Source organism: Roseateles sp. AC306 (assembly GCF_979253795.1).
This window is the reverse complement of the sequence record NZ_CEEDEB010000002.1, coordinates 532,845-559,460: the sequence shown is the minus strand read 5'-3', so window position 1 is coordinate 559,460 and position 26,616 is coordinate 532,845. Positions and strand designations below refer to the sequence as shown.

At 67.0% G+C, this 26,616-nt stretch carries 19 protein-coding genes; 8 read left to right on the top strand and 11 right to left on the bottom strand.

The genetic code is table 11. From position 1 onward, the window contains the following. On the bottom strand, window positions 1–983 hold a 983-nt coding region (locus tag AC0IZJ_RS07305), incomplete at its 3' end, for a carbohydrate-binding domain-containing protein (protein WP_471848147.1). Window positions 984–1,470: 487 nt separating this feature from the next. Here AC0IZJ_RS07305 and AC0IZJ_RS07300 point away from each other — a divergent pair. From AC0IZJ_RS07300 to AC0IZJ_RS07290, 3 genes are all read left to right on the top strand, one after another. Beyond that, a complete protein-coding gene (locus AC0IZJ_RS07300) occupies window positions 1,471–2,481 on the top strand; it encodes an NAD-dependent epimerase (protein WP_471848481.1) in 1,011 nt (336 codons plus the stop codon). Window positions 2,482–2,548: 67 nt separating this feature from the next. Further along, on the top strand, window positions 2,549–3,883 hold the full coding sequence (locus tag AC0IZJ_RS07295) for a UDP-glucose dehydrogenase family protein (RefSeq protein WP_471848145.1): 1,335 nt from the start codon (window positions 2,549–2,551) through the stop codon (window positions 3,881–3,883). A 75-nt stretch (window positions 3,884–3,958) separates the two neighbouring features. Beyond that, on the top strand, window positions 3,959–5,050 hold the full coding sequence (locus AC0IZJ_RS07290) for a sugar phosphate nucleotidyltransferase (RefSeq protein ID WP_471848479.1): 1,092 nt from the start codon (window positions 3,959–3,961) through the stop codon (window positions 5,048–5,050). Between the two features lie 181 nt (window positions 5,051–5,231). Here the strand turns inward: AC0IZJ_RS07290 and rfbC are convergent, their stop codons facing one another. The 8 genes from rfbC to AC0IZJ_RS07250 form a co-directional block, all read right to left on the bottom strand. Beyond that, window positions 5,232–5,783 (bottom strand): dTDP-4-dehydrorhamnose 3,5-epimerase, encoded by a 552-nt coding sequence (rfbC, locus tag AC0IZJ_RS07285; protein ID WP_471848143.1) that lies wholly within the window; start codon window positions 5,781–5,783, stop codon window positions 5,232–5,234. A gap of 1 nt (window position 5,784) precedes the next feature. Continuing rightward, complete coding sequence (gene rfbA, locus AC0IZJ_RS07280) at window positions 5,785–6,672, bottom strand: glucose-1-phosphate thymidylyltransferase RfbA (protein ID WP_471848141.1); 888 nt, start codon at window positions 6,670–6,672, stop codon at window positions 5,785–5,787. An 18-nt stretch (window positions 6,673–6,690) separates the two neighbouring features. After that, window positions 6,691–7,572 (bottom strand): dTDP-4-dehydrorhamnose reductase, encoded by an 882-nt coding sequence (rfbD, locus tag AC0IZJ_RS07275; RefSeq protein WP_471848139.1) that lies wholly within the window; start codon window positions 7,570–7,572, stop codon window positions 6,691–6,693. 85 nt (window positions 7,573–7,657) lie between these two features. After that, on the bottom strand, window positions 7,658–8,716 hold the full coding sequence (gene rfbB / locus AC0IZJ_RS07270) for a dTDP-glucose 4,6-dehydratase (RefSeq protein WP_471848137.1): 1,059 nt from the start codon (window positions 8,714–8,716) through the stop codon (window positions 7,658–7,660). A gap of 3 nt (window positions 8,717–8,719) precedes the next feature. Next, window positions 8,720–10,162 carry a mannose-1-phosphate guanylyltransferase/mannose-6-phosphate isomerase gene (locus tag AC0IZJ_RS07265; protein ID WP_471848135.1) on the bottom strand — a complete coding sequence of 481 codons (1,443 nt, stop codon included), beginning with the start codon at window positions 10,160–10,162 and terminating at the stop codon, window positions 8,720–8,722. A 13-nt stretch (window positions 10,163–10,175) separates the two neighbouring features. Then, window positions 10,176–11,192 carry a UDP-glucose 4-epimerase GalE gene (gene galE, locus AC0IZJ_RS07260; RefSeq protein ID WP_471848477.1) on the bottom strand — a complete coding sequence of 339 codons (1,017 nt, stop codon included), beginning with the start codon at window positions 11,190–11,192 and terminating at the stop codon, window positions 10,176–10,178. Further along, a complete protein-coding gene (locus tag AC0IZJ_RS07255) occupies window positions 11,189–12,418 on the bottom strand; it encodes a hypothetical protein (RefSeq protein WP_471848133.1) in 1,230 nt (409 codons plus the stop codon). The genes galE and AC0IZJ_RS07255 overlap by 4 nt, the downstream gene beginning before the upstream one ends. Window positions 12,419–12,428: 10 nt before the next feature. Then, a complete protein-coding gene (locus tag AC0IZJ_RS07250) occupies window positions 12,429–13,817 on the bottom strand; it encodes an undecaprenyl-phosphate glucose phosphotransferase (RefSeq protein ID WP_471848131.1) in 1,389 nt (462 codons plus the stop codon). A gap of 168 nt (window positions 13,818–13,985) precedes the next feature. Here AC0IZJ_RS07250 and AC0IZJ_RS07245 point away from each other — a divergent pair, with 168 nt between their 5' ends. Both AC0IZJ_RS07245 and ubiB read left to right on the top strand, forming a co-directional pair. Beyond that, window positions 13,986–14,480: a hypothetical protein gene (locus AC0IZJ_RS07245; RefSeq protein ID WP_471848129.1), complete on the top strand. Its 495-nt coding sequence runs from the start codon at window positions 13,986–13,988 to the stop codon at window positions 14,478–14,480. After that, window positions 14,477–16,039, top strand: a complete 1,563-nt coding sequence (gene ubiB, locus AC0IZJ_RS07240; protein WP_471848127.1) for a ubiquinone biosynthesis regulatory protein kinase UbiB — start codon at window positions 14,477–14,479, stop codon at window positions 16,037–16,039. The genes AC0IZJ_RS07245 and ubiB overlap by 4 nt, the downstream gene beginning before the upstream one ends. Window positions 16,040–16,090: 51 nt before the next feature. Here ubiB and AC0IZJ_RS07235 read toward each other — a convergent pair whose 3' ends face one another. Together AC0IZJ_RS07235 and AC0IZJ_RS07230 are read right to left on the bottom strand one after the other, a co-directional pair. Next, window positions 16,091–17,161 carry an NF038122 family metalloprotease gene (locus AC0IZJ_RS07235; RefSeq protein ID WP_471848125.1) on the bottom strand — a complete coding sequence of 357 codons (1,071 nt, stop codon included), beginning with the start codon at window positions 17,159–17,161 and terminating at the stop codon, window positions 16,091–16,093. Window positions 17,162–17,269: 108 nt separating this feature from the next. Then, on the bottom strand, window positions 17,270–17,617 hold the full coding sequence (locus tag AC0IZJ_RS07230) for a hypothetical protein (RefSeq protein WP_471848123.1): 348 nt from the start codon (window positions 17,615–17,617) through the stop codon (window positions 17,270–17,272). 193 nt (window positions 17,618–17,810) lie between these two features. Between AC0IZJ_RS07230 and AC0IZJ_RS07225 the strand changes: the two genes are divergently transcribed. The 3 genes from AC0IZJ_RS07225 to AC0IZJ_RS07215 all read left to right on the top strand — a co-directional run bounded on the left by AC0IZJ_RS07225 (window position 17,811) and on the right by AC0IZJ_RS07215 (window position 26,597). Continuing rightward, a complete protein-coding gene (locus tag AC0IZJ_RS07225) occupies window positions 17,811–18,500 on the top strand; it encodes a phosphatase PAP2 family protein (protein WP_471848121.1) in 690 nt (229 codons plus the stop codon). Window positions 18,501–18,702: 202 nt separating this feature from the next. Continuing rightward, a complete protein-coding gene (locus AC0IZJ_RS07220; RefSeq protein ID WP_471848119.1) occupies window positions 18,703–25,950 on the top strand; it encodes a dockerin type I domain-containing protein in 7,248 nt (2,415 codons plus the stop codon). Between the two features lie 38 nt (window positions 25,951–25,988). Next, on the top strand, window positions 25,989–26,597 hold the full coding sequence (locus tag AC0IZJ_RS07215; protein WP_471848117.1) for a hypothetical protein: 609 nt from the start codon (window positions 25,989–25,991) through the stop codon (window positions 26,595–26,597). The last annotated feature ends 19 nt before the right edge of the window (window positions 26,598–26,616 follow it).

Here is a 26,616-nt window from a genome sequence, read left to right as displayed (position 1 = left end):
ACCTCGACGCGCTGGCCGGGCTTCATGGGCAGCGTGGGCAGGGTGATGTCGGCCGGGGTGGTGGAGCGCAGCTCCACAGTGCCGATGACGACGCCGTCGACCCGCACCTGCGCGATGGGGCCGACGTTGGCGGCCAGGCGGGCAGTGGCGCGCAGGGTCAGCGAGTCGGTCATGTTGACCGCAGGCCACCGGCCGCGCAGCGCGCCGTTGGCGGTGAGCAGGTTCTGCGTGGTCGCCTGGAAGCCGACGTTGTCGTAGGCAGCCAGGCCGGTGCCAGCGTCCAGGAACATGCTGCCAGCGCTGGGTTGCAGCACGGTGGTGCCGGACATCAAGTAGTGCACGCGCAGGGTGCGGGCCTGGCCATTGACGACGCCGGCGTTGGCAAAGGCGACATCGACGCGGCTGTCGACGGCCAGGGGCGGCACGGCGAAGACATGGTCAGTGGGCTCGGTGGACGACACCTCGGCGGTGCCGACGACGATGCCGTCCAGGCGGACGATCATCAGCGCGCCGGTGCCGCCAGCGCTGCTGGCGCTGGCGCGCACGGTGAGGCGGTCGCTGAGGTTGGGTGCGGGCCAAGTGACGCGCAGCGCGCCGTTGGCGTAGACGGAGGTGGTGCCGGCGATGACGTTCTGACCGTCGAAGGCGGCGTTGCCGTTGCCCATGTCGAAGCTGACGATGGGGGCGGTGGGCAGCACGGCGGTGTCGGCGGTGCTGATCTGCTGCACGTAGAGGTTGCGGTCCACGCCGTTGACGGCGGCGTCGTTGGTGTAGACCACGTCAACTTTGCTGCCGGGCTTGAGCGTGGGCACGGCCAGGCGGTAGTCGGTGGGCTGGGTGGCGCGCACCTCCACGGTGTCGGTGACAACACCGTCCACACGCACCTGCACCATCGCACCAACGTCTGCTGCCACGTTGGCATAGGCGCGCAGCGTCAGCATGGGTGTCGCACTCTCGCCGGTGCCAGCGACTGACTGGATCACCCTGCGCGTCGGCTCTTCGGTCGCGGTGGCCGCCAGTGTGGCCACGCTCGTCGTACCAGGCGCAATTGCCGCTGCTGTTGCTCTGCTTTGAGATGACCCGCCTGCACCTTCGCCGCCGCCGCAAGCGGTCAACGAGGCGGCAATGAAAAGAAGCGCGATCGCTGACGAAAGCGGGCGTGAGAAGCGGGTCAGAAGGTGCATGTCTGGAGCGGCCGAGTGGGGGCGACAACCACGCATTGGCCTACTGCCTGCGTGTGGCCTGGATTGTCGGTGGGTGACCCCCGTATTCAGGGGGTTGCGGGATGCAAGTGAAAGTAGCATCCGTGATGCGGACCACGCGACACCGGCATAAAAAAACGGGTTGTGGAGCGTAGTGCCGCCGAGAAGGCCGGTGCAGAGGTCAAACCAGCGGTGCGCAGCGGGAAGCATGTGAGGACTGTTGGAGAATGGCGGGCGTGCAAAGTTCACCCGCCAAGCTTAGGAACCCATCGTGAAAGTTCTCGTCACCGGCGCGGCCGGCTTCATCGGCATGCATGTCAGCCAGATCCTGCTGGCGCGCGGCGACCAGGTGGTTGGCCTGGACAACTTGAATGACTACTACAGCCCGCAGCTCAAGCATGACCGACTGGCCCGCCTGACGGGCAAGCCAGGCTTCAGCTTCGTGAAGATGGACGTGGCCGACCGCGAAGGCGTGGCCAAGCTGTTTGCCGAGGAGCGCTTCGACCGCGTGGTGCATCTGGCCGCCCAGGCCGGCGTCCGCTATTCCATCGAGAACCCGCACGCCTACATCGACAGCAACATCGTCGGCTTCACCAACATTCTGGAAGGCTGCCGCCACAGTGGTGTGCAGCATCTGGCCTACGCGTCCAGCTCCAGTGTCTATGGTGGCAACACGTTGATGCCGTTCTCGGAGCATCACGGGGTGGACCACCCGATCAGCCTCTACGCCGCGACGAAGAAGGCCAACGAGTTGATGGCGCACACCTACTCGCACCTTTTTGGGTTGCCGACGACGGGGCTGCGATTCTTCACGGTCTACGGGCCGTGGGGCCGGCCGGACATGGCGCTGTTCCTGTTCACCAAGGCCATCATTGAAGGGCAGCCCATCAACGTGTTCAACCACGGCAAGATGATTCGCGACTTCACCTACATCGATGACATCGCCGAAGGCGTGGTGCGCGTGCTGGACCGCACCGCCACGTCGGACGATGGCTACGACCCCGATCAGGCAGACCCGGCGCGTTCCAGCGCTCCTTACCGCCTCTTCAACATCGGCAACCACGCGCCCATCCAGTTGATGAGCTTCATCCAGGCGATCGAGCAGTCGGTGGGCCGTGAGGCCGTGAAGAACTTCATGCCTATGCAGGACGGCGATGTGCCGGCCACGCACGCGGATGTGGAAGAGCTGGCAGCCTGGACAGGGTTCCGGCCGGCGATGCCGGTACCGGAAGGTATCCAGCGCTTCGTGGCTTGGTACCGCGAGTACTACAAGGCCTGAGCCAGCCGCTCTGTTTGCCGTCACGCGCTTGCGTTACAAACGGCCCAATCTTTTGTTAGGACAACGAATGAAAGTCACCGCCATCGGCACCGGCTATGTGGGCCTGGTCACCGGCGCCTGCCTGGCCGAGATGGGCAACCATGTCGTCTGCCTGGACGTGAACCCCGAGAAGATCCGCATCCTCAACGACGGCCAGATTCCCATTCACGAGCCTGGCCTGCTGGAGGTGGTACGCCGCAATGTCGAAGCCGGCCGCCTGCAGTTCACGACCGACGTCGACATGGCGGTGAACCACGGCACGCTGCTCTTCATCGGCGTGGGCACGCCGCCAGACGAAGACGGCTCGGCCGATCTGCAATATGTCGTCGCCGCTGCCCGTTCCATTGGCCAGCGCATGACCGACTACAAGGTCATCGTCGACAAGAGCACGGTGCCCGTCGGCACGGCCGACAAGGTGCGTGCGGCGGTCAAGGAAGAGCTGGTCAAGCGCGGTCTGGGCGACATGGCCTTTGCCGTCGTTTCCAATCCTGAGTTTCTGAAGGAAGGCGCGGCGGTCGAGGACTTCTCGAAGCCGGACCGCATCATCGTCGGCTCCGACGATGAGCAGGCCACGCTGCTGATGCGCGCGCTGTACGCGCCGTTCAACCGCACCCAGGACCGCATCCTGGTCATGGATGTTCGCAGCGCCGAGTTCACGAAGTACGCAGCCAACGCGATGCTGGCCACGCGCATCAGCTTCATGAACGAGCTGGCCCTGCTGGCTGAGAAGGTGGGCGCCGACATCGAGCTGGTGCGTCGTGGCATCGGCTCCGACCCGCGCATCGGTTATCAGTTCCTGTACGCCGGTGCCGGCTACGGTGGCTCCTGCTTCCCCAAGGACGTGAAGGCCCTGGTGAAGGCCGCTTCCGACAGTGGCATCCCGCTGCGGGTGCTGACGGCCGTGGAAGAGGCCAACGAGCGCCAGAAGCGCGTGCTGGTGGACAAGGTGATCGATCGCTTCGGCGACGACCTCAAGGGCCGCCGTTTCGCGGTCTGGGGCCTGGCTTTCAAGCCCAACACCGACGACATGCGCGAGGCGCCGTCCCTGGTCGTCATCGACGAACTGACCCGGCGCGGCGCGACGGTGGCTGCCTACGACCCGGTCTCCATGCCCGAGACGGCCCGTGTGCTCGGCCCCCGCGACGACGTGACGCTGGTGGACCGCGCCGAGGCAGCGCTGCCTGGCGCCGATGCGCTGCTGATCGTGACCGAGTGGAAGGAGTTCCGCACGCCGGACTTCGACGCCATCAAGGCCTCTCTGAAGGCGCCGGTCGTGTTCGACGGCCGCAACCTCTACGACCCCAAGCTGATGAAGACGCTGGGTATCGAGTACCGCGGCATTGGTCGGGGTGCTACCACCTGAGAGCGACAGAGCAGGCACGACGCTTGCTGAGCTGAAGATGTTGAACAGACGAGGGATGTAGAAGTGGCAAAAGCAATGATCCTGGCCGCAGGGCAGGGTACGCGCGTGCGACCGTTGACCAAGCACACGCCCAAGCCGATGGTGCCCATCCTGGGCAAGCCGGTGATGGAGTACCTGGTCGAGCACTTGGCGCGCTATGACGTCAAGCAGATCATGGTCAACGTGGCCTTCATGCACTGGAAGATCGAGAACTATTTCGGATCCGGCCATCGGTGGGGCGTCGAACTGGGCTATTCCTACGAGGGCGTGCGCGAGCAGGGCGAGGTCGTGTGCAAGCCGGTGGGCTCGGCCGGCGGCATGCGCAAGATCCAGGACTTTGGCGGTTTCTTCGACGAAACCTTCATCGTGCTGTGCGGCGATGCGGTGATCGACCTGGACATCGCCGCCGCCTTGGCCGAACACAAGGCCAAGGGCGCCATCGCCAGCGTGGTGACGTTCGAGGTGCCGCGGGAGCAGACGAAGAACTACGGCATCGTGGTGGCGGATGCCGAAGGGCGGGTGACGTCCTTCCAGGAGAAGCCCAAGCCTGAGGACGCCAAGAGCCTGCTGGCTTCAACGGGCATCTACATCTTCGAGCCGGCCGTGCTCGACCTGATCCCGTCGGGCGTTGAGTTCGACATCGGCAGCCAGCTGTTCCCGCTGCTGGTAGAGAAGGGCCTGCCGTTCTTCGCGCAGAACCGTTCGTTCAACTGGATCGATATCGGTCGCGTGACGGACTACTGGGCCGTGACCCAGCAGGTGATGGCGGGTGGCGTGGCCCAGATGGACATGCCGGGGCGCGAAGTCAAGCCGCAGGTCTGGGTGGGTTTGAATACCTCAGTGGACTGGGACAACGTGCAGATCGAGGGGCCGGTCTACATCGGCTCCAACGTGCGCGTCGAGCACGGTGCCAAGATCATCGGCCCGACCTGGATAGGTCATGGGTCGCATGTGCGCAGCGGCGCAACCGTCGAGCGCTCGGTGCTCATCGAGCACACGCGCATCGGTGAAGGCATGACCGTGCGCGAGATGATCATCTCGCCACAGTACTGTGTGGACCGCAGCGGCCACACCAGCTATGTGGGCGATGAAGTGACGCCGCTGCGCTGGGGCGATGCGCGCGCTTGAATGTGAGCCCCTCGCCCAGTTGCGCCGCGCGAAACGCGGGGCGCAACTGGGCGGTCCCCCGAGGGGAAGGCGATGCTCGCGGCGTTGAGCCGCTCGCACATCGCCTGACGGGCCGGCTTGGGAGCGGCCCGGCGCTCGGCCCGAATGCGGGGCTCCGGCGCCGACGTTCAGCTCACCTGGATCAGTCGAAGGTCTTGGCGTCCGCCAGGAGCGGCGCCGCCACGTCCTTGGCGGATAGCTGCGGCGTGATGCCGTCGAGGGGCCATTCGATGCCGATCGCTGGGTCGTTCCAGCGCACGGCGCCCTCACATTCGGGGGCGTAGCGGCCGCTGGTTTTGTAGAGGAAGTCGGCCGTCTCGCTGAGCACGACGAAGCCATGGGCAAAGCCCGGCGGGATCCACATCTGGCGGTGGTTCTCGGCCGTCAGCTCATTGCCGACCCAGCGGCCGAAATTGGGACTGGAACGCCGCATGTCCACGGCGACATCGAAGACGGCGCCGGCCGTGCAGCGCACCAGCTTGCCCTGGGCGTGCGGGTCGAGCTGGTAGTGCAGGCCGCGCAGCACGCCGCGCGAGGAGCGCGAGTGGTTGTCCTGCACGAAATGCACGTCGTAGCCGAGCGCGGCATTGAAGCGTGCCTCGGTCCAGCTTTCCATGAAGAAGCCGCGGGCGTCGCCGAAGACCTTGGGCTCGATGAGCAGGACTTCCGGCAGGGCGGTGGGGATGACGTTCATGTCAGAAAACGCGGGTGTCGGTCAGCAGCTTGAGCAGGTATTGGCCGTAGCCATTCTTGGCGAGTGGTTTGGCCAGGGCTTCGAGCTGGGCGGCGTCAATCCAACCCGCGCGGAAGGCGATTTCTTCCGGGCAGGCGACCTTGAGGCCCTGGCGCTTTTCCAGCGTGGCGATGAACTGGCCGGCTTCCATCAGGCTGTCGTGCGTGCCCGTGTCCAGCCAGGCATAGCCGCGACCCATGATCTCGACGTTGAGCTGGCCGCGCTTCAGGTACTCGGCGTTGACGTCGGTGATCTCCAGCTCGCCGCGCGGGCTGGGCTTGATGTTGGCGGCGATGTCACAGACCTGCTCGTCGTAGAAGTACAGGCCGGTGACGGCGTAGTTGCTCTTGGGCGTCTTGGGCTTTTCTTCGATGGACAGTGCCCGTTTGTTGGCGTCGAAGTCGACGACGCCATAGCGCTCGGGGTCGTGCACGTGATACGCAAAAACGCTGGCGCCGCTGTCGCGCCGGGTTGCGCTGTCGAGCAGACCGGCGAAGTCGTGGCCGTAGAAGATGTTGTCGCCGAGCACCAGGGCGCTGGGGTGGCCGTCGACGAAGTCGCGGCCGAGGATGAAGGCCTGGGCCAGGCCGTCCGGGCTGGGCTGCACGCAGTAGCTGATCTTGATGCCCCAGCGCGAGCCGTCGCCCAGCAGCGACTCAAAGCGCGGCGTGTCCTGTGGCGTGCTGATGATGAGCACGTCGCGGATGCCCGCCAGCATCAGCGTGCTCAGCGGGTAATAGACCATGGGCTTGTCGTAGACGGGCAGCAGTTGCTTGCTGACGGCCAGCGTGGCGGGGTGCAGGCGCGAGCCGGACCCGCCGGCGAGGATGATGCCTTTGCGGTTTGTCATCGGAGACCTCGGTTTCGTTTACAGGATTTCGGTCAGCATGCGCTCGACGCCCTGCTGCCAGCCAGGCAGTTGCAGGCCGAAGCGCTGTTGCAGCTTGGCCGTGGACAGGCGCGAGTTCAACGGGCGCTGGGCGGGTGTCGGGTAGTCGCTGGTCGGGATCGGCAGGATCTGCTCCGGTGCGACCTTGATGGCCTTGCCCTGCTTGCGTGCGAACTCGATGACGAAGCGGGCGTAGTCGTGCCAGTTCGTCTCGCCGCCGGCGACCGCGTGGTAGGTGCCGCTCAGGGCCGGGTTGGCGCGGGTGGCACGCAGCATGTGGGCCGTGAGGTCGGCCAGCAGTTCGGCGCCGGTGGGCGCGCCGATCTGGTCGGCGATGACCTTGAGCTGCTCGCGCTCTGCGGCCAGGCGGAGCATGGTCTTGGCGAAATTGCCGCCGCGGGCCGCGTAGACCCAGCTGGTGCGCAGGATCAGGTGCTGGCAGCCGCTGGCGCGGATGGCGTCCTCGCCTTCGGCCTTGGTGGCACCGTAGACGCTCAGCGGCGCGATGGGCGCTTCTTCGTCGCGGGCATGGCTGCCGCTGCCGTCGAAGACGTAGTCGGTCGAGTAGTGCACCAGCAGCGCGCCCAGGCGCTTGGCCTCGATGGCGAGCAGTGCCGGTGTGGTGGCGTTGATCTGGCGGGCGAGGTCGGGTTCGCTTTCGGCCTTGTCGACGGCGGTGTGGGCTGCCGAATTGACGATGACCTGAGGCGCCAGCGCCTGCACGCGGGCCAGCAACTGGTCGGGCTGTGTGAAGTCGCCGCCGCTGTCGAAGTCCAGCGCCGTGACCTCACCGGCCACGGCCAGCGAGCGTTGCAGTTCCCAGCCGACCTGGCCGCCCTTGCCGAGGAGGAGAATTTTCATGTCAGCCCCTCGTCCGACGAGTACATCGGCCGGTCCCCCAGGGGGACGCATGACCGGCTTGGGGCGGCCCGGCGCTCGGTCATATTCATGCGCTGTACTGCTTGGAGACCCAGTCCTTGTAGGCGCCACTCTGCACGCGGGCGACCCACTCGGGATGGTCGAGGTACCACTGCACCGTCTTGCGGATGCCGGTCTCGAAGGTCTCGGCCGGCCGCCAGCCGAGCTCGCGCTCGATCTTGCGCGCGTCGATGGCGTAGCGGCGGTCGTGGCCGGGGCGGTCCTTCACGTAGGTGATGAGGCGCTCGTAGGGGCCATCGGCCGAGGGCTTGAGCTCGTCAAGCAGCTTGCAGACGATCTTGACGATGTCGATGTTGGCCTGCTCGTTCCAGCCGCCGATGTTGTAGGTCTCGCCCAGCTTGCCACCGGCCAGCACGGCGCGAATGCCGCTGCAGTGATCTGTGACATAGAGCCAGTCGCGGATCTGCTGGCCGTCGCCGTAGACCGGCAGTGGCTTGCCCGCAAGCGCGTTGACGATCATCAGCGGGATCAGCTTCTCGGGGAAGTGATAGGGCCCGTAGTTGTTCGAGCAGTTGGTCGTGACGACCGGCAGGCCGTAGGTGTGGTGCCAGGAACGCACGAGGTGGTCGCTGGCGGCCTTGCTGGCCGAGTAGGGGCTGTTGGGCTCGTAGGGATTGGTCTCGGCGAAGGGCGGATCGTCGGCCTTCAGCGAGCCATAAACCTCGTCGGTCGAGACGTGGTGGAAGCGAAAACCAGCCTTGGCATCGGCCTCCAGCCCGCCCCAGTAGGCACGTGCGGCTTCGAGCAGCGTGAAGGTGCCATCGACATTGGTCTTCATAAAGGCGCCGGGGCCGCTGATGGAGCGGTCGACGTGACTCTCGGCCGCGAAATGCACGACGGCGCGCGGCTGGTGCGTGGCCAGCAGGCTGTCGACGAGGGCGCGGTCGCAGATGTCGCCCTTGACGAAGATGTGGCGCGCGTCGCCGTCCAGGCTGCTGAGGTTTTCGGGGTTGCCGGCGTAGGTCAGCACGTCGAGGTTGACGACGGGCTCGTCGGACTGGCGCAGCCAGTCGAGCACGAAATTGCTGCCGATGAAGCCGGCGCCGCCGGTCACAAGAATCGTCATGGTTCAGGTCCTGCCGTAGGTGTCTTCAAAACGGACGATGTCGTCCTCGCCCAGATAGGAGCCGGACTGGACTTCGATGATCTCCAGGGGCACCTTGCCGGGGTTGGCCAGGCGGTGGGTCTGGCCGAGGGGGATGTAGGTGGACTGGTTCTCGGTCAGCAGAATGGTCTTATCGCCGTTGACGATCTCGGCCGTGCCACAAACGACGATCCAGTGCTCGGCGCGGTGGTGGTGCATCTGCAGGCTCAGGGACGCACCCGGCTTGACCATGATGCGCTTGACCTGGTGGCGCGGGCCGTTGTCGATGCTGTCGTACCAGCCCCAGGGGCGGTGCACCTTGCGGTGCAGTGCCTGCTCGCCACGTTGCTCCGCCCCGAGGCGGTTGACGATCTGCTTGACCTCCTGGCTGCGCGAGCGGTCGCTGACCAGCACTGCGTCGGGCGTCTCGACGACGATGATGTCCTTCAGGCCGACAACGCCGACGAGGCGGCTGGTGGCGTGCACCAGCGTGTTCTGGCTATCGGCGATCAGTGCGTCGCCGACGAATGCATTGCCGTTCTCGTCCTTCTCTGCCACCTGCCAGACGGCTTCCCAGGCACCGAGGTCGTTCCAGCCGGCGTCCAGCGCAACCATGCGCAGCGGGATGTCGGTGCCGGGGCAGCGCTCCATGACGGCGTAGTCCACGGACTCGCTCGGCACCAGGGCGAACTCGGCCTTGCCGGGGCGCACGAACTTGGCGTCGGTCTTGCGCACGGCCCAGGCGGCCCGCGTGGCCGCAAGGATGTCGGGGCGGAAGCGCTCCAACGCCTTGACCCAGACGCTGGCGCGCAGCACGAACATGCCGCTGTTCCAGTAGTAGTCGCCCTCGGCGAGGTAGCGCTGGGCGGTCTCGAGGTCGGGCTTCTCGACGAATTGCGCCACGGCCAGGCCACCCGCATTGCCCAAGGTGCGGACATAGCCGTAGCCGGTCTCGGGCCGGTCGGGCGTGATGCCCAGGATGGTGATGCCACCTTCGGCGGCGATGCGGACAGCACCTTGCAGCGCGGCGGTGAAGGCGGCACCGTTGGTGACGGTCTGGTCGGCCGGCGTGACGACGAGCACCGGATCGTTGCCGTCTTCCAGCGCGGCCAGTGCGGCCAGCGTCAATGCCGGTGCAGTGTTGCGGCCCAGGGGTTCGAGCAGCACGCTGCTGGGTTCCTGCTGGGTCTCGCGCAACTGGTCCAGCACCAGAAAACGATGCTCCTCGTTGCCGACGATGCAGGGCGCGGCCAGTTCGAATTCCGGGGAGGCTAGGGCGGCCAGGCGGCGCGCGGCGAGCTGGAACAGGCTCTCGTTGCCAGACAGCACGAGGAACTGTTTGGGGTAGCCGGCGCGGGACAGCGGCCACAGCCGGGTGCCGGAGCCGCCAGCCATGATGACCGGCAGAACGGAGGTCTTGGAAGCCATGGTGCTTTTCAGTTCAGTCGAAACCTTGGGGATTGGTGTGCTGCCAGCGCCAGCTGTCTTCACACATGCGGGCGAGGTCCAGCTTGGCCTCCCAGCCAAGCAACTCGCGGGCCATCGTGGGGTCGGCCCAGCAGGCAGCGACGTCGCCGGCGCGGCGCGCGACGATCTCGTAGGGCACGCTGCGGCCGCTGGCGGCCTCATAGGCGCGCACCAGGTCGAGCACGCTGTACCCCTGGCCGGTGCCGAGGTTGACGGTCAGCGAGCCGGGCTGGGCCAGCAGGCGGCGCAGCGCGGCGACATGGCCTTCGGCCAGGTCGGTCACATGGATGTAGTCGCGCACGCCGGTGCCGTCCGATGTGGCGTAGTCGCCGCCGAAGACCGACAGCTTGTCGCGCCGACCCACAGCCACCTGGGCGACGTAGGGCATCAGGTTGTTGGGCGTGCCGCGAGGGTCTTCGCCGATGCGGCCGCTCTCGTGGGCGCCGACCGGGTTGAAGTAACGCAGGCAGGCGGTCTGCCAGTCGGGGTCGGCCAGCCCCAGGTCGCGCAGGATCTGCTCACCCATCAGCTTGGTGGCGCCGTAGGGGTTGGTGGCCGAGGTCGGGGCGTCCTCGCGCAGCGGCAGGGTCTCCGGTGCCCCGTAGACGGTGGCGCTGGAGCTGAAGACGATGCGTGTGCAACCGTGGCGCTGCATGACCTCGCAGGTGTTGACGAGGCCGCCGAGGTTGTTGCGGTAGTAGGCCAACGGCTGGCTGACCGATTCGCCCACCGCCTTGTAGGCGGCGAAGTGCACGACGGCAGCCGGCCGGTAACGGTCGAAGATCTCGTCCATCTGCGCCGCGTCGCAGACGTCGGCGCGCTCGAACTCGACGGGCGCCGAGGCCAGTTCGGCCAGGCGTTCCAGCACGCGCGGCGAGCTGTTGACGAAGTTGTCCACGCCGACGACGCGGTAGCCGGCCCGCTGCAGCGCGAGCCAGGTGTGCGAAGCGATGTAGCCGGCCGCGCCGGTGAGCAGGACGGTTGTCATCAGTAGAGGATGGCTTGGCCGGTGCAGCCGTAGCTGCTGGCGCTGTAGACGTACTGCGGCACGCTGTTGTCGCGGCTGACGTGGTCGTACTGGCAGTTCAGGCTGAAGCTGCGCGAGAAGGCCCAGCGCAGACCGAGGTTGTAGCTCTTGGTGTCGTCGAGAGCGTCGGTCACGTTCGCGCCGGACTCGCTGTTACGCCGCGAGTTGTTGGAGATGGCTTTCGCGCTGAGGCTGAGCTTGCCCGTCAGCGAATAGCTGCTGCCAAACTGCCAGGTTGTGTAGACACGGTTCAGATCACCGGTTCGGACGACGCTTTCCTGGCCGGTGTCGCGGGAGTACTGAGCATTGAACTGCAGCTTTGCAGTTGGCTGCCAGTTCCAACCGACGGCGCCGGTCGTGCCGCTGAAGTCGCGCAGCAGCTCGAGGCTGTTCTCGGTCTTGCTGCGACTGATGCGGGTGTTCAGCGTGCTGTGGCCGCCGAGTGTCCAGCGCGCCGTGAAATCGATGTCGTCGCGGGTGTAGTCGTTGCGCTCCCTTGCTTCCCTCGGTACAGGCGAACCAAGGTCAAGCTTGCCGTTCGGATAACGTGGGTTGAGGCCCTTGGTGCGCCGACCGACGAGGCCGAGGCGCACGTTGCCCGCCGGTGTCGCGTAGATGCCGAGCGAGCCGGTGTTCTGCTCATAGACGAAGCGGTCGTAGGCGTCTGCGGTGAAGCTTCTGCTGCGGCGTGTCCACCCGCCTTCGAGCGTGTAGCGAGTGGCAACACCGAGACGGGCCAGCGCCTGGTACTCGTCCGTGCTTTCGATGTTCTTTTGTCGCCGGATGACGGTCGGGTCGACGCCGTTGCCGATATTGAAGTCGGCGAGTGACTTGTCCGACTTCGCGCTCAATACGCCGGACAGGTTGCCAACGGTCTCCCAGTTCAGAGCGGCGCGCAGGCTGTGCGAGCGGTAGTTCAGCTCCTTGTTGGTCGAGTAGCGATTGTTCTGCAGCGAGCCGTCCAGCGTCAGATGCTGGCGCCCGAGGCGTTGGTCGATACCCGCCAGCAGGCCGGCGCTGGTCACCGTGTCGCTATTGGGTGCGCTGGACTCCCGATAGACGTTGGACACATGCGAGACGCCCAGCGAACCGCCAGCGTAGAACGGTGTCGTGTCATCCGTCTGGGCCTGGGCCGAGTGCGTCAGTGCGGCAACGGTGGCGAGAGCGGCAAGCCGGATGCGGCTGGGCATTTGATGGGTCTTAGTAGGCATGACGGTCGAACACCACCAGCCGCACCGTGCGCAGGATGATCTGCAGATCGAGGGCCAGCGACCAGTTGCGCAGGTATTCAAGATCGTATTCGACGCGCGCGATCATCTTGTCGATGGTGTCGGTCTCGCCGCGCAGGCCGTTGACCTGGGCCCAGCCGGTGATGCCCGGCTTGACCTTGTGGCGCACCATGTAGGCCTTGATGAGCTGGCGGTATTCCTCGTTGTGGGCGACCGCATGCGGCCGAGGCCCGACGATGCTCATGCGGCCCTGCAGGACGTTGATGAATTGAGGCAGCTCGTCCAGCGAGGTGCGGCGGATGAAGGCGCCGAAGGGCGTGATGCGGGAGTCGCCCTTGGTCGCCTGCTTGACGACGGCACCGTTGTCCTGGGTGCGCATCGAGCGGAACTTGTAGACGATGATCTCTTCGCCATCCAGGCCGTTGCGGCGCTGCTTGAAGATGACGGGGCCGGGCGAACTCATCTTCACGCCGATTGCGAGCGCCAGCAGGATGGGCGAGATCAGGATGAGGATGAGGGAGGCCAGTACGACATCGCTGACACGCTTGATCAGCTGGTTGGTGCCGGTGAAGGGCGTCTCGCAGATGCCGACGACCGGCACGCCCGAAATGTCCTGCAGCCGGCCCTGGATGATGCTGATGCCGAAGACGTCGGGGACGAAGAACAGAGAGGCGGTCGTGCCCTGCACCTGTTCCAGCAGCTCGACGATGCGTGGCTGCGAGCCCAGCGGCAGCGTGATGTAGACCTCGCGCACGCCCTTTTCACGCACGAACTCGCTCAGCTTGGACAGCGGCCCCAGCAACTCGGCGCCGGCATCGGGGTGCAGGCGCTCGCGGTTGCGGTCGTCGAAATAACCCAGGCAAATCACGCCCTGGTTGTCACGAAGCGCCCGCGTGACCTTGTTGCCCAGGGCGCCCGCGCCCACCACCACGGCCGTGCGCCGCGCGCTGGGGTCGCGCGCCCGCCAGCGCTGCACGCGACGGCCAATCTCGATGGCGACGATCTGGGCGACCGGCGTGATGGCGGCCCACCAGATCAGCACCTCGTTCTCGAAGTAGTGCAGGCTGCTGGTGGCATAGCCGCACAGCAGCAGGATGCCCAACAGCACCAGCCAGGACGAGACAACGTCGACCAGCGCGCTGGCCGGGTGATCGTTGAAACGGTTGCGGCCGGGGAAGGTCAGCGCGAACACCAGCAGGCACAGCGTCAGCGTCGGCCGCATGACCGGCTCTTCGAAATGACCGTTCACGAGCAGGAAGGTCAGCACGATGATGCCGGGCTCAAGAAAGGCGGCAATCAGCGACTCGACCGACTGCGGTGCGCTGTAGAACGTCCTTTTGTAGCTTCGATCCTCGAACATCGTGACAGTCAGTGGCCCAGGTAAGGCAGTAGCTTGCAAAAAGCGATCCGGGATTCTCCATCAACAATTTTGACAACCGTTGCGGGCCCGTCCCCTGTTCAGGGTCCGCTGCCTACAATCTTGCGCATGTCTGCCCCCTGGCCTTTGCCCCCCCTGTCGCCGCTGTTGATGCCAGCCCTGCAAGACCGCCTGGTGCTGCTCATCAACCATGTCGTGTCGCGCGAACCCATCGCCGCCAGGCGCCTGCAGCCGCTCGCCGGGCGTGGGCTGGTCGTCCATCTGGCGCGCTGGCCGGCAATGCTGCCTGCCGCACCCGATTTGATACTTGGCGTCACACCTGCGGGCCTGTTTGAGCGGCTGGATGCACCCCCGCCGGGCGCTGGCGGACTGCGCATCGAGATCGACGCTTCCAATCCGGCGAAGCTTGCCTTGGGCGCACTCACCGGCGGGGCGCCAGGGGTCAGCGTGCAGGGTGATGCCGCCTTTGCCGGCGAAATGCACTGGCTGATGGACAACCTGCGCTGGGACATCGAGGACGACCTGGCCAGCATCGTCGGCCCCTTGCCGGCCCGTCAGCTGGCCCAGTTCGGTCGCACCCTGCGGCGCACGCTGTCGGGCATGGCCGAGCGCTTTGCGCCCAAGATGTCCGGTAACGGCGCATGAGGTTTGTCTCGCGGCTGCTCGTCATCCTGTGGACTGTCTGGCGTTTCGGCCTCGATGACCTGGCCCTTTCGGGCTTGCGCCGGCGGCGTTTCCAGGTTCTGAGGCGGGTCACCCGGCTGGGGCGCCGCTGGCAGGAGCCGCGTGGCGTGCGTCTGCGCCTCGCTTTGGAGCGCCTGGGCCCCATCTTTGTGAAGTTCGGCCAGGTGCTGTCGACGCGGCGCGACCTGCTGCCCATCGACGTCGCGCAGGAGCTGGCCAAGCTGCAGGATCGCGTGCCGCCTTTCCCCGCCGCCCAGTCGCGCGAACTGGTCGAACGCGCCTTCGGGCAGCCGTTGGAGGCCTTGTTTGGCAGCTTTGACGCCGAGCCCGTGGCCAGCGCCAGCATTGCGCAGGTGCATTTCGCGACGCTCAAGGACGGCCGCGAGGTCGCCGTCAAGGTCTTGCGACCGGGCATGCTGGACATCATCGACGACGACCTGTCGCTGATGCGCCGGCTCGCCGTGTGGGTCGATCGCTTCTCGGTCGACGGCCGGCGCCTGAAGCCGCGGGAGGTCGTCGCCGAGTTCGACATGTACCTGCATGACGAGCTGGATCTCGTCCGCGAGGCGGCCAACGCCGCGCAACTGCGCCGCAACATGGCCGGCCTGGACCTGGTGATGGTGCCCGAGATGCACTGGGACTTCTGCAAGCCGGAAGTCATCGTCATGGAACGCATGAAGGGCGTGCCCATCTCGCAGCGCGCCGTGCTCGAAGAGGCCGGCATCGACATCAAGAAACTGGCCCGCGACGGCGTCACCATCTTCTTCACCCAGGTGTTCCGCGACGGCTTTTTCCACGCCGACATGCACCCGGGCAACATCCAGGTCAGCCTGGCGCCCGAGACCTTCGGCCGCTACGTGGCGCTGGACTTCGGCATCATCGGCACGCTGACCGAGGTGGACAAGGACTACCTGGCACAAAACTTCATCGCCTTCTTCCAGCGCGACTACAAGCGCGTTGCCGAGCTGCACATCGCCTCCGGCTGGGTGCCGCCCGAGACCCGTGTCGACGCGCTCGAGAGCGCGGTCCGGGCGGTTTGTGAGCCTCATTTCGACCGGCCGCTGAAGGACATCTCGCTCGGCCAGGTGCTGATGCGCCTGTTTCAGACCTCGCGCCGCTTCAACGTCGAGATCCAGCCCCAGCTCGTGCTGCTGCAGAAGACCCTGTTGAACATCGAGGGCCTGGGCCGCCAGCTGGACCCGGAGCTGGACCTCTGGGCCACGGCCAAGCCCTTCCTGGAGCGCTGGATGAACGAGCAGGTCGGCTGGCCGGCGCTGACCAAGCAGCTGCAGAAGGAGGCGCCGCGCTTCGCCCAGCTCATCCCCGCGCTGCCGCGTCTGCTGCACGATGCGCTGAAGAACCAGTCCCAGCGCGGTGGCGACGTCGACGTGCGTGCGCTGGTGCGCGAACTGCGCAGCACCAATCGGCTGCTGTCGGGCCTGCTCTGGGGCGGCACGGGCTTTGCCTTCGGCATCACTCTGGCGTGGCTGGCCTTGCGTTTTCTGGATCTGGGCTTGTAGATCCAATGAACGCGTCCTGCGCGAACCAACGCGTGGGGACTGCGGCAGCAGTCATGCAGAAGGGCGGCGGCGCCAGGCTGCGCCGGCCAACGCAGCGAACCCGAGCGAGAACAGCGCCAGGCCCGACGGTTCCGGCACCGCCGTCACGCGCCAGCCGATGACGTCCATCGCCAGCAGGTCGGCAGCCGTGATGGTGGACGCCGCCACGCCGGGGATCACCACCGGTTGCAGCAAGCCGGTTGCATCACCGTCGCGCCAGTGGCTGGCCGATTGGCCATCGCCGAACTGGCGGCCGCGGGCGAACTCCGGGCCGAGCGTGACGCCGCCGTCGATGGAGAAATACTTGGACCGGTTGTCGGCGGTGAAGTCGATGACGCCGGCTGCGGCGCTTTGCGCCGAGTAGCGGAACAAGTCCAGCGAGTTGACGTAGTTGTAGCTGCCTGCCGGCATCGGCGCGCGCAGGCCGTCGAGCACATCGACGCCGCTGAAGAAGCCGAGTGCGTGACCAATCTCGTGCGTGGCCACGCCCACGAAGTCGTACTGTCCACTGCCGATGCCGTCGCTGGGGTCGTAGTCGAAGGCGACGTTGTTGGTGATGCGGATCAACGCATCGCAGTTCGTCGCGCAGCCGGGTGAATTGCTGTCGCCAAATGCCAGGCCCAGCGCCCGGGCATTCGCGGCTGACAGGCGCACGCCCACGGAACTGACGTCGACATACGGGGTGGCGGAGCCCACGCCGTGCGGGTTGTCGGAGCTGCGGTTGACGAGCCGGCTGAAGGCGGCGCCGGTCGTCAGGCTCGCCAACGCGCTGGCGTCGGCCGCGCTGGTGCTGTGTGTGGACAAGCGGCTGCGGAAATCGCTGTAGAACATGCCGACGTACAGCGGCCGCGTCTCGCCCAGCGTGCCGCCGCCCAACGCGAAGCCTGCGCTCAACGTCAGGTCCAAGGTCATGTCGGTGGTGATGAGGGCCGACCAGCGCGCTCCCGCCGCCTCGAACGCCGCTTGCGCCTGAGCGCTGGTGCCGGGCGCGTAGCTGAAGTTGAAATCCAGGGCATCGGCCGTGCCGCTGAGCGAGAGAGCCACTGAGGCAACGGAAACGGCAAGAGCGGCAGATCGGGACATGGCTGACCTTTTGTGGGTGACGATGAAGCGGCGGAAGGCAGCTTGCCCAGACCCTTACGCAGCCAAGCCTCCATTCCGGACAAAGGCGCACACCGCTCCTGCATGGCGTCAGCAATGTTTGTTGGGCAGCAGCGGTCCGGCGGGGAAGGTCGGGTCAGTGTTTGCCGCTCGGCGCATCCGGCGCCGCGCGCGCAGCGCCAGCGCGATGGTCACCAGGCAGGCCAGGGCGGAGAGCAGGAACGAGATGGACAAGGCCGTGTGGTCCATGACGACGCCTGCATAGGCAGCGCCCAGGGCATTGTTGACGGCCCACATCCACCAGGTGGACAGGGCGATGTCGCGGGCGCCGTCGACGCTGCGGGCGACAGCGATGACCTGGGGCAGGTAGAAGACGGCCCGAACGCTGTTTGACAGCGAGAACGCGGCGATCAGCCACTCGTGGTTGAACTCGTGCATCAAGGTCTCCGGCTGGATGGCAACGTGCTGGCGGTGTTGCCCATGCCAGTCGGTACGCAATGCCGCCATCGAATCGGACACACCGCAGCCCGGCTTCGTGCCCTAACGTAACGATTACCGGCGGTGTCCATTTCGCAGGCATGCCTGCGTAGTCCAGGGCAGACGGGTCTGTGCGCCCGTCGCGGAGACCCTGATGACCGAATCCAGCTTCCGGCCTCGCGACGGCCTGTTCCCGGCCATGCGACCAGCGCGCTGGCGGGCCTTGCCGTGCATGGTGGTCACGTCGATGGCCTACGCCGCCCTGTACGCGCTGGCCAATCACCTGACCAGCCTGCGCGCCGATGTCGGCGAAGGCGTGTTCGACTGGGAGCGCGCCATCCCCTTCGTCGGGTGGAGCGTCGTCCCCTATCTGTCGATCTGCGCGTTCTTCGTGCTGTCCTTCTTCATCGACCCCAACCCCGAGCGCCTGCGCCGCCACGTGCTGCGGCTCTTCCTTGTGCTGCTTGTCTCGGTGCTCTGCTACGCCGCCTTTCCGCTGCGCTTCACGTTCGAGAGGCCTCCCACCGATGGGCTGATCGGCCTCCTCTTCGACCTGCTGGGCCACTGCGATATGCCCTACAACCGGGCGCCCTCGCTGCACATCGGCGTGCTGGTGCTGCTGTGGGCCCGCTTTGCGCCCAGCCTGCAAGGGTGGTGGGCCGTGGGCCTGCATGGCTGGTTCGCACTCATCGGGGTCTCGGTGCTGACCACCTACCAGCACCATGTGCTCGATGTACCCGCGGGTGCCTTGCTCGGTGCGCTGGCGATCATGCTCATTGCGCCTCCTCGGCGTGGCGCCAGCGAGATGCGCGCTGTCGGGCTGAACGCCTCGTCGTGGCGGTGACTTGGCCCCCCTAGGACGGCATGTCCGTGCTGGCGACGCCTGCACGTACTGAGGGTTGTGCAATCAACGGGAGAGATGACGGCCAGGGCCGCGCTGACAGCGCACTCTGGCAAGCGTCTCCAAGGACATGACCCCATCGCAACGACCCGACCACACCAGGCTTGAACTGCCGCATGGGGCAGATCACCAGTCTCCCGCAACGGTGTCGCAGGAAACTGATCGCTTTGTCCTGACCGTCGACGCACAGCCGCTTCCCGCCTCCATCGCCGAGTCGCAGGCGGTCGCGGTGAACGCCCCGGTGGATGAAGTTCATGCCGATGTCGCTGCCGGCCAAGGCAGCCGGGCACCAGCCTTTGCGTTCTCGTTCTCGCTCATTCAGCCGCCTGTCATCGAACTGCAGGCGGACGCCGAACCCGTGATCACCCAGGCGCAGATCGACCAGTTGCTAGCAGGCCTCGGCCAAAGCCTGGCCAGGATCGAAGGCCAGGTGCTCACCGAGGTGTTTGCCGACACCTTGCCGCTGCTCGGGACCCACCTCGCCGACGCGGCTGCCGCAGGCACGCCGGCCCTGCACTTCGTCGCGACGCTGCAGAACGCGCTGACGGGCGACGGCCATGGCCTGGGTGCGCTCAAGGGCGGCGGCACCTACACGCAAGCACAGGTGGTGCAGGCGCTGAACGCCGGCTTCGACAGCGCCGGCATCCGCGCCGGCGCAACGCTCAACCTGGCTGACCCGGCCAACCTCAAGCTGGTCATGAGCGCCAGCAAGGTCTACCAGGGCTTCGACACGGCCATGGACGTCGGCCTGGGGCTGCCCGGCATCGATGTGGACGTCAGCGGCACCGCCAACACGGCGATGAGCTATATGTTCAACCTGGCTGCCGGGCTGGACACCAGCGGGTTCTATCTCGACACCGACAACTATTCGTCCCTCAGCGCCACGTTCGGCACGACGTTGTCCGGGCTCGGCACCGAAACCAGATTGGGCCCGCTGCGCTTTCTTATCGCGGATGAGTCGGCCACCGACGGCGACGGCGTCGCACCGACGCAATTCAGCGGTGCCTTCCTCATGGACCTGCTGGACCCGGGCACGCAGGGTGCTGACGGCAAGCTCCGGCTGGGCGAACTGGGCGCCGGGGCCGACGTGATGGACGCCACGCTCAACGGCACGGCCAACGTCAACCTCAACCTCGTCAGCGACCTCGGCACCGCCGTGCTGCCTGACATTGCCGCCGACCTGCGCCTGAACTGGTACTTCAGCGGCGCCAGGCTCGACCCGACCCAGGGCTACGCCAACTTCGGCGATGCCCCCACGCTGTCCTTCAACAACGTGTCGCTCGGCCTCGGGTCCTTCTTCAGCGATTTCGTCGGCCCGGTGTTCGACGCCGTGCAGACCTTGACCGCGCCGCTGCAGCCCATCGTCGATGTGCTGCAGGCGGAGATCGGCTTCCTGTCCGACCTGGCCGGCGAGACCGTCACGCTGCTGGACGTGGCGGGCTTCAGCGGCGCAGCCGACCCGGAGACACAGGCGCGGCTGGAGCTGTACGTTGAACTGATCGATTTCATCAACTCCGTGCCCGACGGCGGCGACGTGCGCATCGACCTGGGCGATTTCCGGCTGAACGGACAGGACGCGCGCTCCGGCGCTTTCGACCTGGCCAATGCCGTGCCGCAGTCGATACGCAACGCGCTTGCGCCATCTGCCCAGGACGCCGGGCTGGCCGGCTTCCTGCAGGAGAAGAACGACCTGCCCGGTGGCGGGCTGGCCTTTCCCATCCTGGAGAACCCGACGACCGCCATCAACCTGCTGCTCGGCAAGCCGGTCGACTTCTTCACCTACAACGTCCCCGGGCTGGACATCGAAGGCCTGGGCTACGACGAGTTCTATCGCATCTTCGGCCCCTTCGGCGTGCGGCTGACAGCCGAGCTTGAAGCGCATGCCTACCTCGACATCGGCTACGACAGCTCGGGCCTGGCGCAGTTCGCTGCCAGCGGCGATGCCGAGGACATCTTCAACGGCTTCTACGTGGTCGACCAGGAAGGCGCCGAAGGCGTGCTCACCGCCAGCCTCGAAGCGTTCGCCGCTGCCAATCTCGTGTTCGCGGAGTTCGGCGTCGGGGGCGGCATCAACGGCAACCTGAGCGCCGAACTCAACGACCGCGATTCGAAACCCGGCGATGGCCGCATTCATCTGGCCGAGCTGGACGGCACCTGCCTGTTCGACCTCTCCGGCGAACTCAGCGCCGGCCTGAGCGCCTACCTGACGGTCGGCATCGGCCCGTTCAGCGAAACCTTTGAGAAGGACCTCGGCAGCGCCGTGCTGCTGAGCTTCGACGCCACCGGCTGCGACACCGACGGCACGCCCGACGGGCCCGTGCTGGCCCACACCGTCGGCGCCTCGCTGGCGCTGCATGTGGGCGAGGACACCGCGCTCCGCAGGATCGGTTCGCTGGAAGACGCCACCGACGACTTCGCCGTGGTGCGCCGGTCCGGCGCAGCCGGCAGCGAGACCGTCGCGGTCCTCGGCAACGGCCTCGTCACTGCGGCCGGCGAGAAGGTCGGCCCGCAGGACTACGCCGTCGGCGCCAACGGCCGCATCACCGCCAACGGCGGCGTGCTCGACGACACGCTGGCGCTGGCGCCGGACGTGCTGTCCCCCGCCACGCTGCGCGGCGCCGAGGGCGCCGACCGCGTCATCGGCGGCGCGGGCAACGACCAGCTCTTCGGCGACGCCGGCACCGACCTGCTGCGCGGCGGGGCCGGCGACGACACGATGAACGGCGGCGCGGACCAGGACTTCCTCGAAGGCCAGGACGGTGACGACCAGCTCATCGGCGGGGCCGAAGCCGATACCCTCGAAGGCGGCGCAGGTGCCGACCGACTCGACGGTGGCGCCGGCTACGACACGGCAAGCTACCGCAGCGCGGCCATCGGCGTGCTGGTCAATCTGGCGGTGCCTGGGTCCGGCGGCGGTGATGCCCAGGGCGACAGCTATGTCTCCATCGAGCGGATCGTCGGCTCCAGCCGCGCCGACATCCTGCTCGGCAGCGCGGAGTCCAACAACTTCGGCGGCGGCGAGGCGGACGATGTCATCGACGGCAAGGAGGGTGACGACCTGCTGTCCGGTGACACCGGCGCCGACCGTCTCGACGGTGGCGCGGGGTCGGACTTTGCGACCTACACGCTGTCGACGGCGGCCGTCACCGTGAACCTGGCAACGGGCCAGGGCAGCGGCGGCGACGCCCAGGGCGACGTCCTGTCCAACATCGAGAACCTGCAAGGCTCCGACTTTGGCGACGTGCTGGAAGGCAGCGCCGCTGCCAACTGGCTGCGCGGCCTGAACGGTGAAAACACGCTGCGCGGCCTGGGCGGCAACGACCTGCTGGAAGGTGGCAAGGATGCCGACCTGCTCGAAGGCGGCGACGGCGTCGACATCCTGCGCGCCAGCGTCAACTTCGACTCCACCGACCCCATGCTCACCGGCGGCCTGGACACGCTGCGCGGCGGGGCGGGCGACGATGCCCTCTACGGCGATGCCGGTGGCGACCTGCTCGAAGGCGGCGATGGCGCCGACCAGGTCTTCGGCGGCCGCGACGACGACGTCATCCATGGCGACGCTGGCGACGACGCGCTCCGCGGCGGGGCAGGCAACGACCTCATCGATGCCGGCGAAGGGGCCAATGTGGCCAGCGGCGACGACGGCGCCGACACCCTCACCGCCGGCACGGGCAACGACCAGCTCAGCGGTGGCAACGGCGACGACGTGGTCACCGACCTGGCCGGCCACAACCAGTTGAACGGCGACGCCGACAACGACCGGCTGACGGCCGGTGCCGGCAACGACCAATTGCGCGGCGGCAGCGGCAACGACCGGCTCGAAGCGGGCGAGGGCGCCAATCTGCTGTACGGCGATGCCGGCGACGACCTGCTGCTGGCAGGCGCCGGTGCGGACCTGATCGACGGCGGCGCCGACAACGACACCGCCGCCAGCGGTGCCGGCAATGACGACGTCAGCGGCGGCGAAGGCAACGACGCGCTGGACGCCGGCATCGGCAGCGACCGTGTCGACGGCGGCAACGGCGACGACCTGCTGTCGGTCGGCAATCTGCGCGGCGCCGTGCAGGACGCCGAGCGCATCGACCACCTCTTCGGCGCTGCCGGCTTCGACACCATCACGGCGGACTTCTCGAACCAGACGACGCAGATCACCGTCATCGCTGGCAATACCCAGTCGCTGGTGTTCGCAGACGGTACCGAGGCGCGCGACTTCGAGAACGCGCATGACCTGTTCACCGGCAGCGCGGCCGACGTGCTGCGGCTGGATGGCGCCGCTGATGACGGCTTCGGCAACCTGCTCAAGACCGGATTGGGCAACGACGTGATCTTCAGCGGCCGGGGCAACGACAACGTCGACGCGGGTGAGGGCGACGACTTCGTCAACGGCGGCGATACGACGGTGAAGTTCCTGTACGACGGCTGGGGCACCGTCATCGGCCATGACGGCGACGCTGACGTGCTGGCAGGCGGAGATGGGAACGACACCCTCTCGTTCGACCAGCTGCGCAAGACCGTCATCTATCAGGGCATCGGCTCCGACAACGGCAAGCTCTACCCGCTCGGCGTCTACGTCAACCTGGCCACAGGGCAGGCCGGCCGCGCTGCCGAGGGCATTGTCTTCAGCGGCTTCGAGAACGTCATCGGCACTGACGGCGGCGACACCCTCATCGGCGACGACGGCGACAACGTCTTCCAGCCCCTGCGCGGCGGCGGCCTGACCAGCGGCGTCACCAGCGGCCCCGACAGCATCGACGGTGGCGGCGGTGACGACACCCTGCGCATCGACTTCTCGCTGTCCGACCTCGCTGACGCAGCCGGCGTGCGAGCCAACGGCGCCTGGCTCAGCCGGCTAGACCTGGCCCGCACCAAGGGCTACGACGACTATGGCTACAGCAACATCGAACACCTGGACGTGACCGGCGCAAGCAAGGCGGACCTGATTTACTCGGCGCGGGCCGGGTTCGCGGACCGGCTCGTGGGCCTGGGCGGCGACGACATGCTGGGCGGCAACGGCGGCGCCGACACGCTGCTGGGCGGCGACGGCAACGACCGCCTCAGTGCACAGGGCCAGTTCGACCTCGGCTACAACGGCACGGCCGATGGCCATGACGTCATCGAAGGCGGCGACGGCGATGACCTGATCGAGGACATCGCCTTTGCCTTCGGCGGGCCCGTTCTGGGCGCCACGGCGTTGTTCCAGCTCGACGGCGGGGCGGGGCGCGACACGCTGTCGGTCGACTTCTCCAACCAGGCCGTCGCCATCGTCTGGGACAGCGCCGCGCCCGCCAACCTTGAGTTCGCCGACGGCGCCTATGCCCGCAATTTCGAGGTGCTGCGCCACCTCGCCACCGGCGCTGGCAACGACGTCATCACGCAGCAGGGCCGGGCCGACAACAGCTTCTACCTCGGTGCCGGTGACGACACGCTCACGCCTGGCCTTGGCGTCGACACGGTCGATGCAGGCGCTGGCGTCGACACGGTCATCCTGGACTACTCCGTGGGCGACACGGCCGAGATGGCGGGCGTGCAGGGCGGCGGCAATTCGGACGGCGGCACCTACTTCCGGCCGCTGGCGACCGACCTGTTCAACCGGCCGGACAACATCTACCTGCGCAACGTCGAGCGCGTGCAGGTCACCGGCACCAGCAAGGCGGACAGCATTGCCGGCACCTACGGCGACGACGTGTTGATCGGCGGCGGCGGCAACGACGTGCTCGACGGCTTCTGGGGCGGCAACAACCTGCTGGACGGTGGCGACGGCGACGACGTGCTCAAGGGCAGCTACGGCATCAATGGCTCGGGCGCCGACGACACGATGCTCGGCGGCGCCGGCAACGACGTGCTGACACCCCGCTCCGGCAGCGACACGGCCTCCGGCGGCGCCGGCAACGACAGCATCGTCGTCAACGAGTTCCCGCAGGGCGGCTACGGTGTGGACGTGTTCGACGGCGGTGACGGCGATGACGTCATCACCGACATCTACTTCAACAGCGGCACCAGCTATGCCACGGCCGCCAGCCGGCTTCAACTCGACGGCGGCGCCGGCTTCGACACGCTGTCGGCCGACTTCGGCAACCAGACGGCCGCCATCAACTTCGTGGGCGGCCAGAGCAACTCGGTCGACTTTGGCAACGGCAACTTCTTCCGCAGCTTCGAGTCGTTCGGGCAATTCGTGTCCGGCGCCGGCAACGACAGCTTCCTGATCGGCGGCCGCAGCGACCAGTCGCTTGGCGCTGGCGGCGGCGACGACATCATCGACGTGGGCGTGGGCATGGACTACGTGCTCGGTGGCACGGGTGACGACCTGCTCGTCATCGACTATCGCAACGGTGACGACGCCCGCATCGGCGGCGTCGAGTTCTACGCCGGCCAATACCTTCAGCGCTCCAACGTCGACACCGGTGCGCTCGTCGACCGGCTGTTCGTCAGCGGCGTCGAGCGCTTCAAGCAGATCGGCGCCAGCAAGGCCGACACCCTCGTGGGTGGTGACTTTGCCGACACGCTGGACGGGCAGGGCGGCGACGACACGATCACCGGCGGCACCGGTGCCGACCTGCTGACCGGCGGCGCTGGTGCAGATCGCTTCGCCGGCCTGGCCTTCGCCATGCAGGGCGACACCATCAGCGATTTCGGCCTGGACGACAGGCTGGACATCGCCAGCTCCACTTTCACGCGGCTGCGCTACGACGCGGTGACGGGCACGCTGGATCTCGACCCCCTGAACAACGGCCGCTTCGACGTGCGGCTGAACCTCGCGCCCGGCCTGGTCGGCGAGTTCGTCGCCACCCTCAAGCCGGCCGGCCAGCCCGCAGGCACCGAGGTGCGGTTGATGAAGGACAGCGATGCCGACGGCATTGGTGACTTCCACGACAACGCGATCCTGATTGCCAACCCGGACCAGCGTGATACCGACGGCGACGGCTACGGCAACGTGGCGGATGCCGACTTCAACCAGGACAGCACGGTCGATCTCGTCGACCTGTCCATCCTGGGTAGCGTGTTCGGTTCGGCCAACGCCAACGCCGACATGAACGGCGACGGCACGGTCGACATGACCGACCTGTCCATGCTCGAAGGCCTGTACGGCAAGGCGCCCGGGCCGTCCCATGTCGATGGCCAGGTGGCGGGCTTGTCCACCACGGTCAATCACGAGGCCTTCGACTTCGGGCCGTTGCGGCAGGCCGCTGCCGCGCAGCCACCAAGTGCAGCGCTCCCCGACGCCGACGTTGCACTGCTCTCTTTTGGCGCCTCGCTGTTGGCAGGGGCCATGGAGTGCGACGCCATGGAGCCCTGGCATGCCCAACTCGATACCACCGACGACATGCCGGAGCTGTTGCGGGTTGGCGTTGACCCTGGCGTGCATGGCGCCCTGCACGGCGCGATGCACGCTTGAGCACCGCCGCTCTGACAACTCACCCACGGGAAATTTCAATGAAAACCACCTTCCTTCAGTCGGCCACGCTGCTGCTCGCCAGCATGGGCTTCAACGCGCTGGCGGCACCGGCGCTGGTCTTCATGCCTTCGTCGCCGAGCGTGGCCACGGGCGATGTCTTCCAGCTGTCGCTGAAAGGCCAGTCCTTCAACGAGACGGTGGGCGGCGTGGCGATCAACAACGTCAGCGGCGGTCAGGCGTTCAGCTTCAGCTATGGCGCCAGTGCCTTCGAGATCTTGTCGATCTACATCGCGCCGCGCTGGACGTTCGCACCGGCGAACAAGACGGGCACCGTGGACGCTGCCGCAGGCACGGTGGTGGGCCTCGGCTTCGGCGTGTTCCCCGCAACGACTGACGACGACTTCGACATCGCCACCTTCACGGTGAAGGCGCTGTCTGCGGGCCCGGGCAGCTTTTCGATGACGGCCGGTCAGCTCATCGGCACGGTCGGCGGCGTGCCTGGGCAGTCGATCAGCGCGACGCCCGCCACGGTGACGGTGTCCATCACGGCGGTCCCTGAGCCGGCGCCAGCGGCGCTGCTGCTGCTTGGGCTGGGCGCCGTCGTGACATTCCGCATGGGCCGCGGTGGCGATGCGCGCTCGCTGTGACGGCGGGCCTTTCAATCAG

Coding starts and splice junctions, on each gene's coding strand:
- AC0IZJ_RS07215 (WP_471848117.1), top strand. CDS start 25,989: ATGAAAACCACCTTCCTTCAGTCGGCCACGCTGCTGCTCGCCAGCATG.
- AC0IZJ_RS07230 (WP_471848123.1), bottom strand. CDS start 17,617: ATGCACGAGTTCAACCACGAGTGGCTGATCGCCGCGTTCTCGCTGTCA.
- ubiB (WP_471848127.1), top strand. CDS start 14,477: ATGAGGTTTGTCTCGCGGCTGCTCGTCATCCTGTGGACTGTCTGGCGT.
- AC0IZJ_RS07225 (WP_471848121.1), top strand. CDS start 17,811: ATGACCGAATCCAGCTTCCGGCCTCGCGACGGCCTGTTCCCGGCCATG.
- AC0IZJ_RS07245 (WP_471848129.1), top strand. CDS start 13,986: ATGCCAGCCCTGCAAGACCGCCTGGTGCTGCTCATCAACCATGTCGTG.
- AC0IZJ_RS07255 (WP_471848133.1), bottom strand. CDS start 12,418: ATGCCCAGCCGCATCCGGCTTGCCGCTCTCGCCACCGTTGCCGCACTG.
- AC0IZJ_RS07250 (WP_471848131.1), bottom strand. CDS start 13,817: ATGTTCGAGGATCGAAGCTACAAAAGGACGTTCTACAGCGCACCGCAG.
- AC0IZJ_RS07295 (WP_471848145.1), top strand. CDS start 2,549: ATGAAAGTCACCGCCATCGGCACCGGCTATGTGGGCCTGGTCACCGGC.
- AC0IZJ_RS07235 (WP_471848125.1), bottom strand. CDS start 17,161: ATGTCCCGATCTGCCGCTCTTGCCGTTTCCGTTGCCTCAGTGGCTCTC.
- AC0IZJ_RS07290 (WP_471848479.1), top strand. CDS start 3,959: ATGATCCTGGCCGCAGGGCAGGGTACGCGCGTGCGACCGTTGACCAAG.
- rfbD (WP_471848139.1), bottom strand. CDS start 7,572: ATGAAAATTCTCCTCCTCGGCAAGGGCGGCCAGGTCGGCTGGGAACTG.
- AC0IZJ_RS07265 (WP_471848135.1), bottom strand. CDS start 10,162: ATGGCTTCCAAGACCTCCGTTCTGCCGGTCATCATGGCTGGCGGCTCC.
- rfbC (WP_471848143.1), bottom strand. CDS start 5,783: ATGAACGTCATCCCCACCGCCCTGCCGGAAGTCCTGCTCATCGAGCCC.
- rfbA (WP_471848141.1), bottom strand. CDS start 6,672: ATGACAAACCGCAAAGGCATCATCCTCGCCGGCGGGTCCGGCTCGCGC.
- rfbB (WP_471848137.1), bottom strand. CDS start 8,716: ATGACGATTCTTGTGACCGGCGGCGCCGGCTTCATCGGCAGCAATTTC.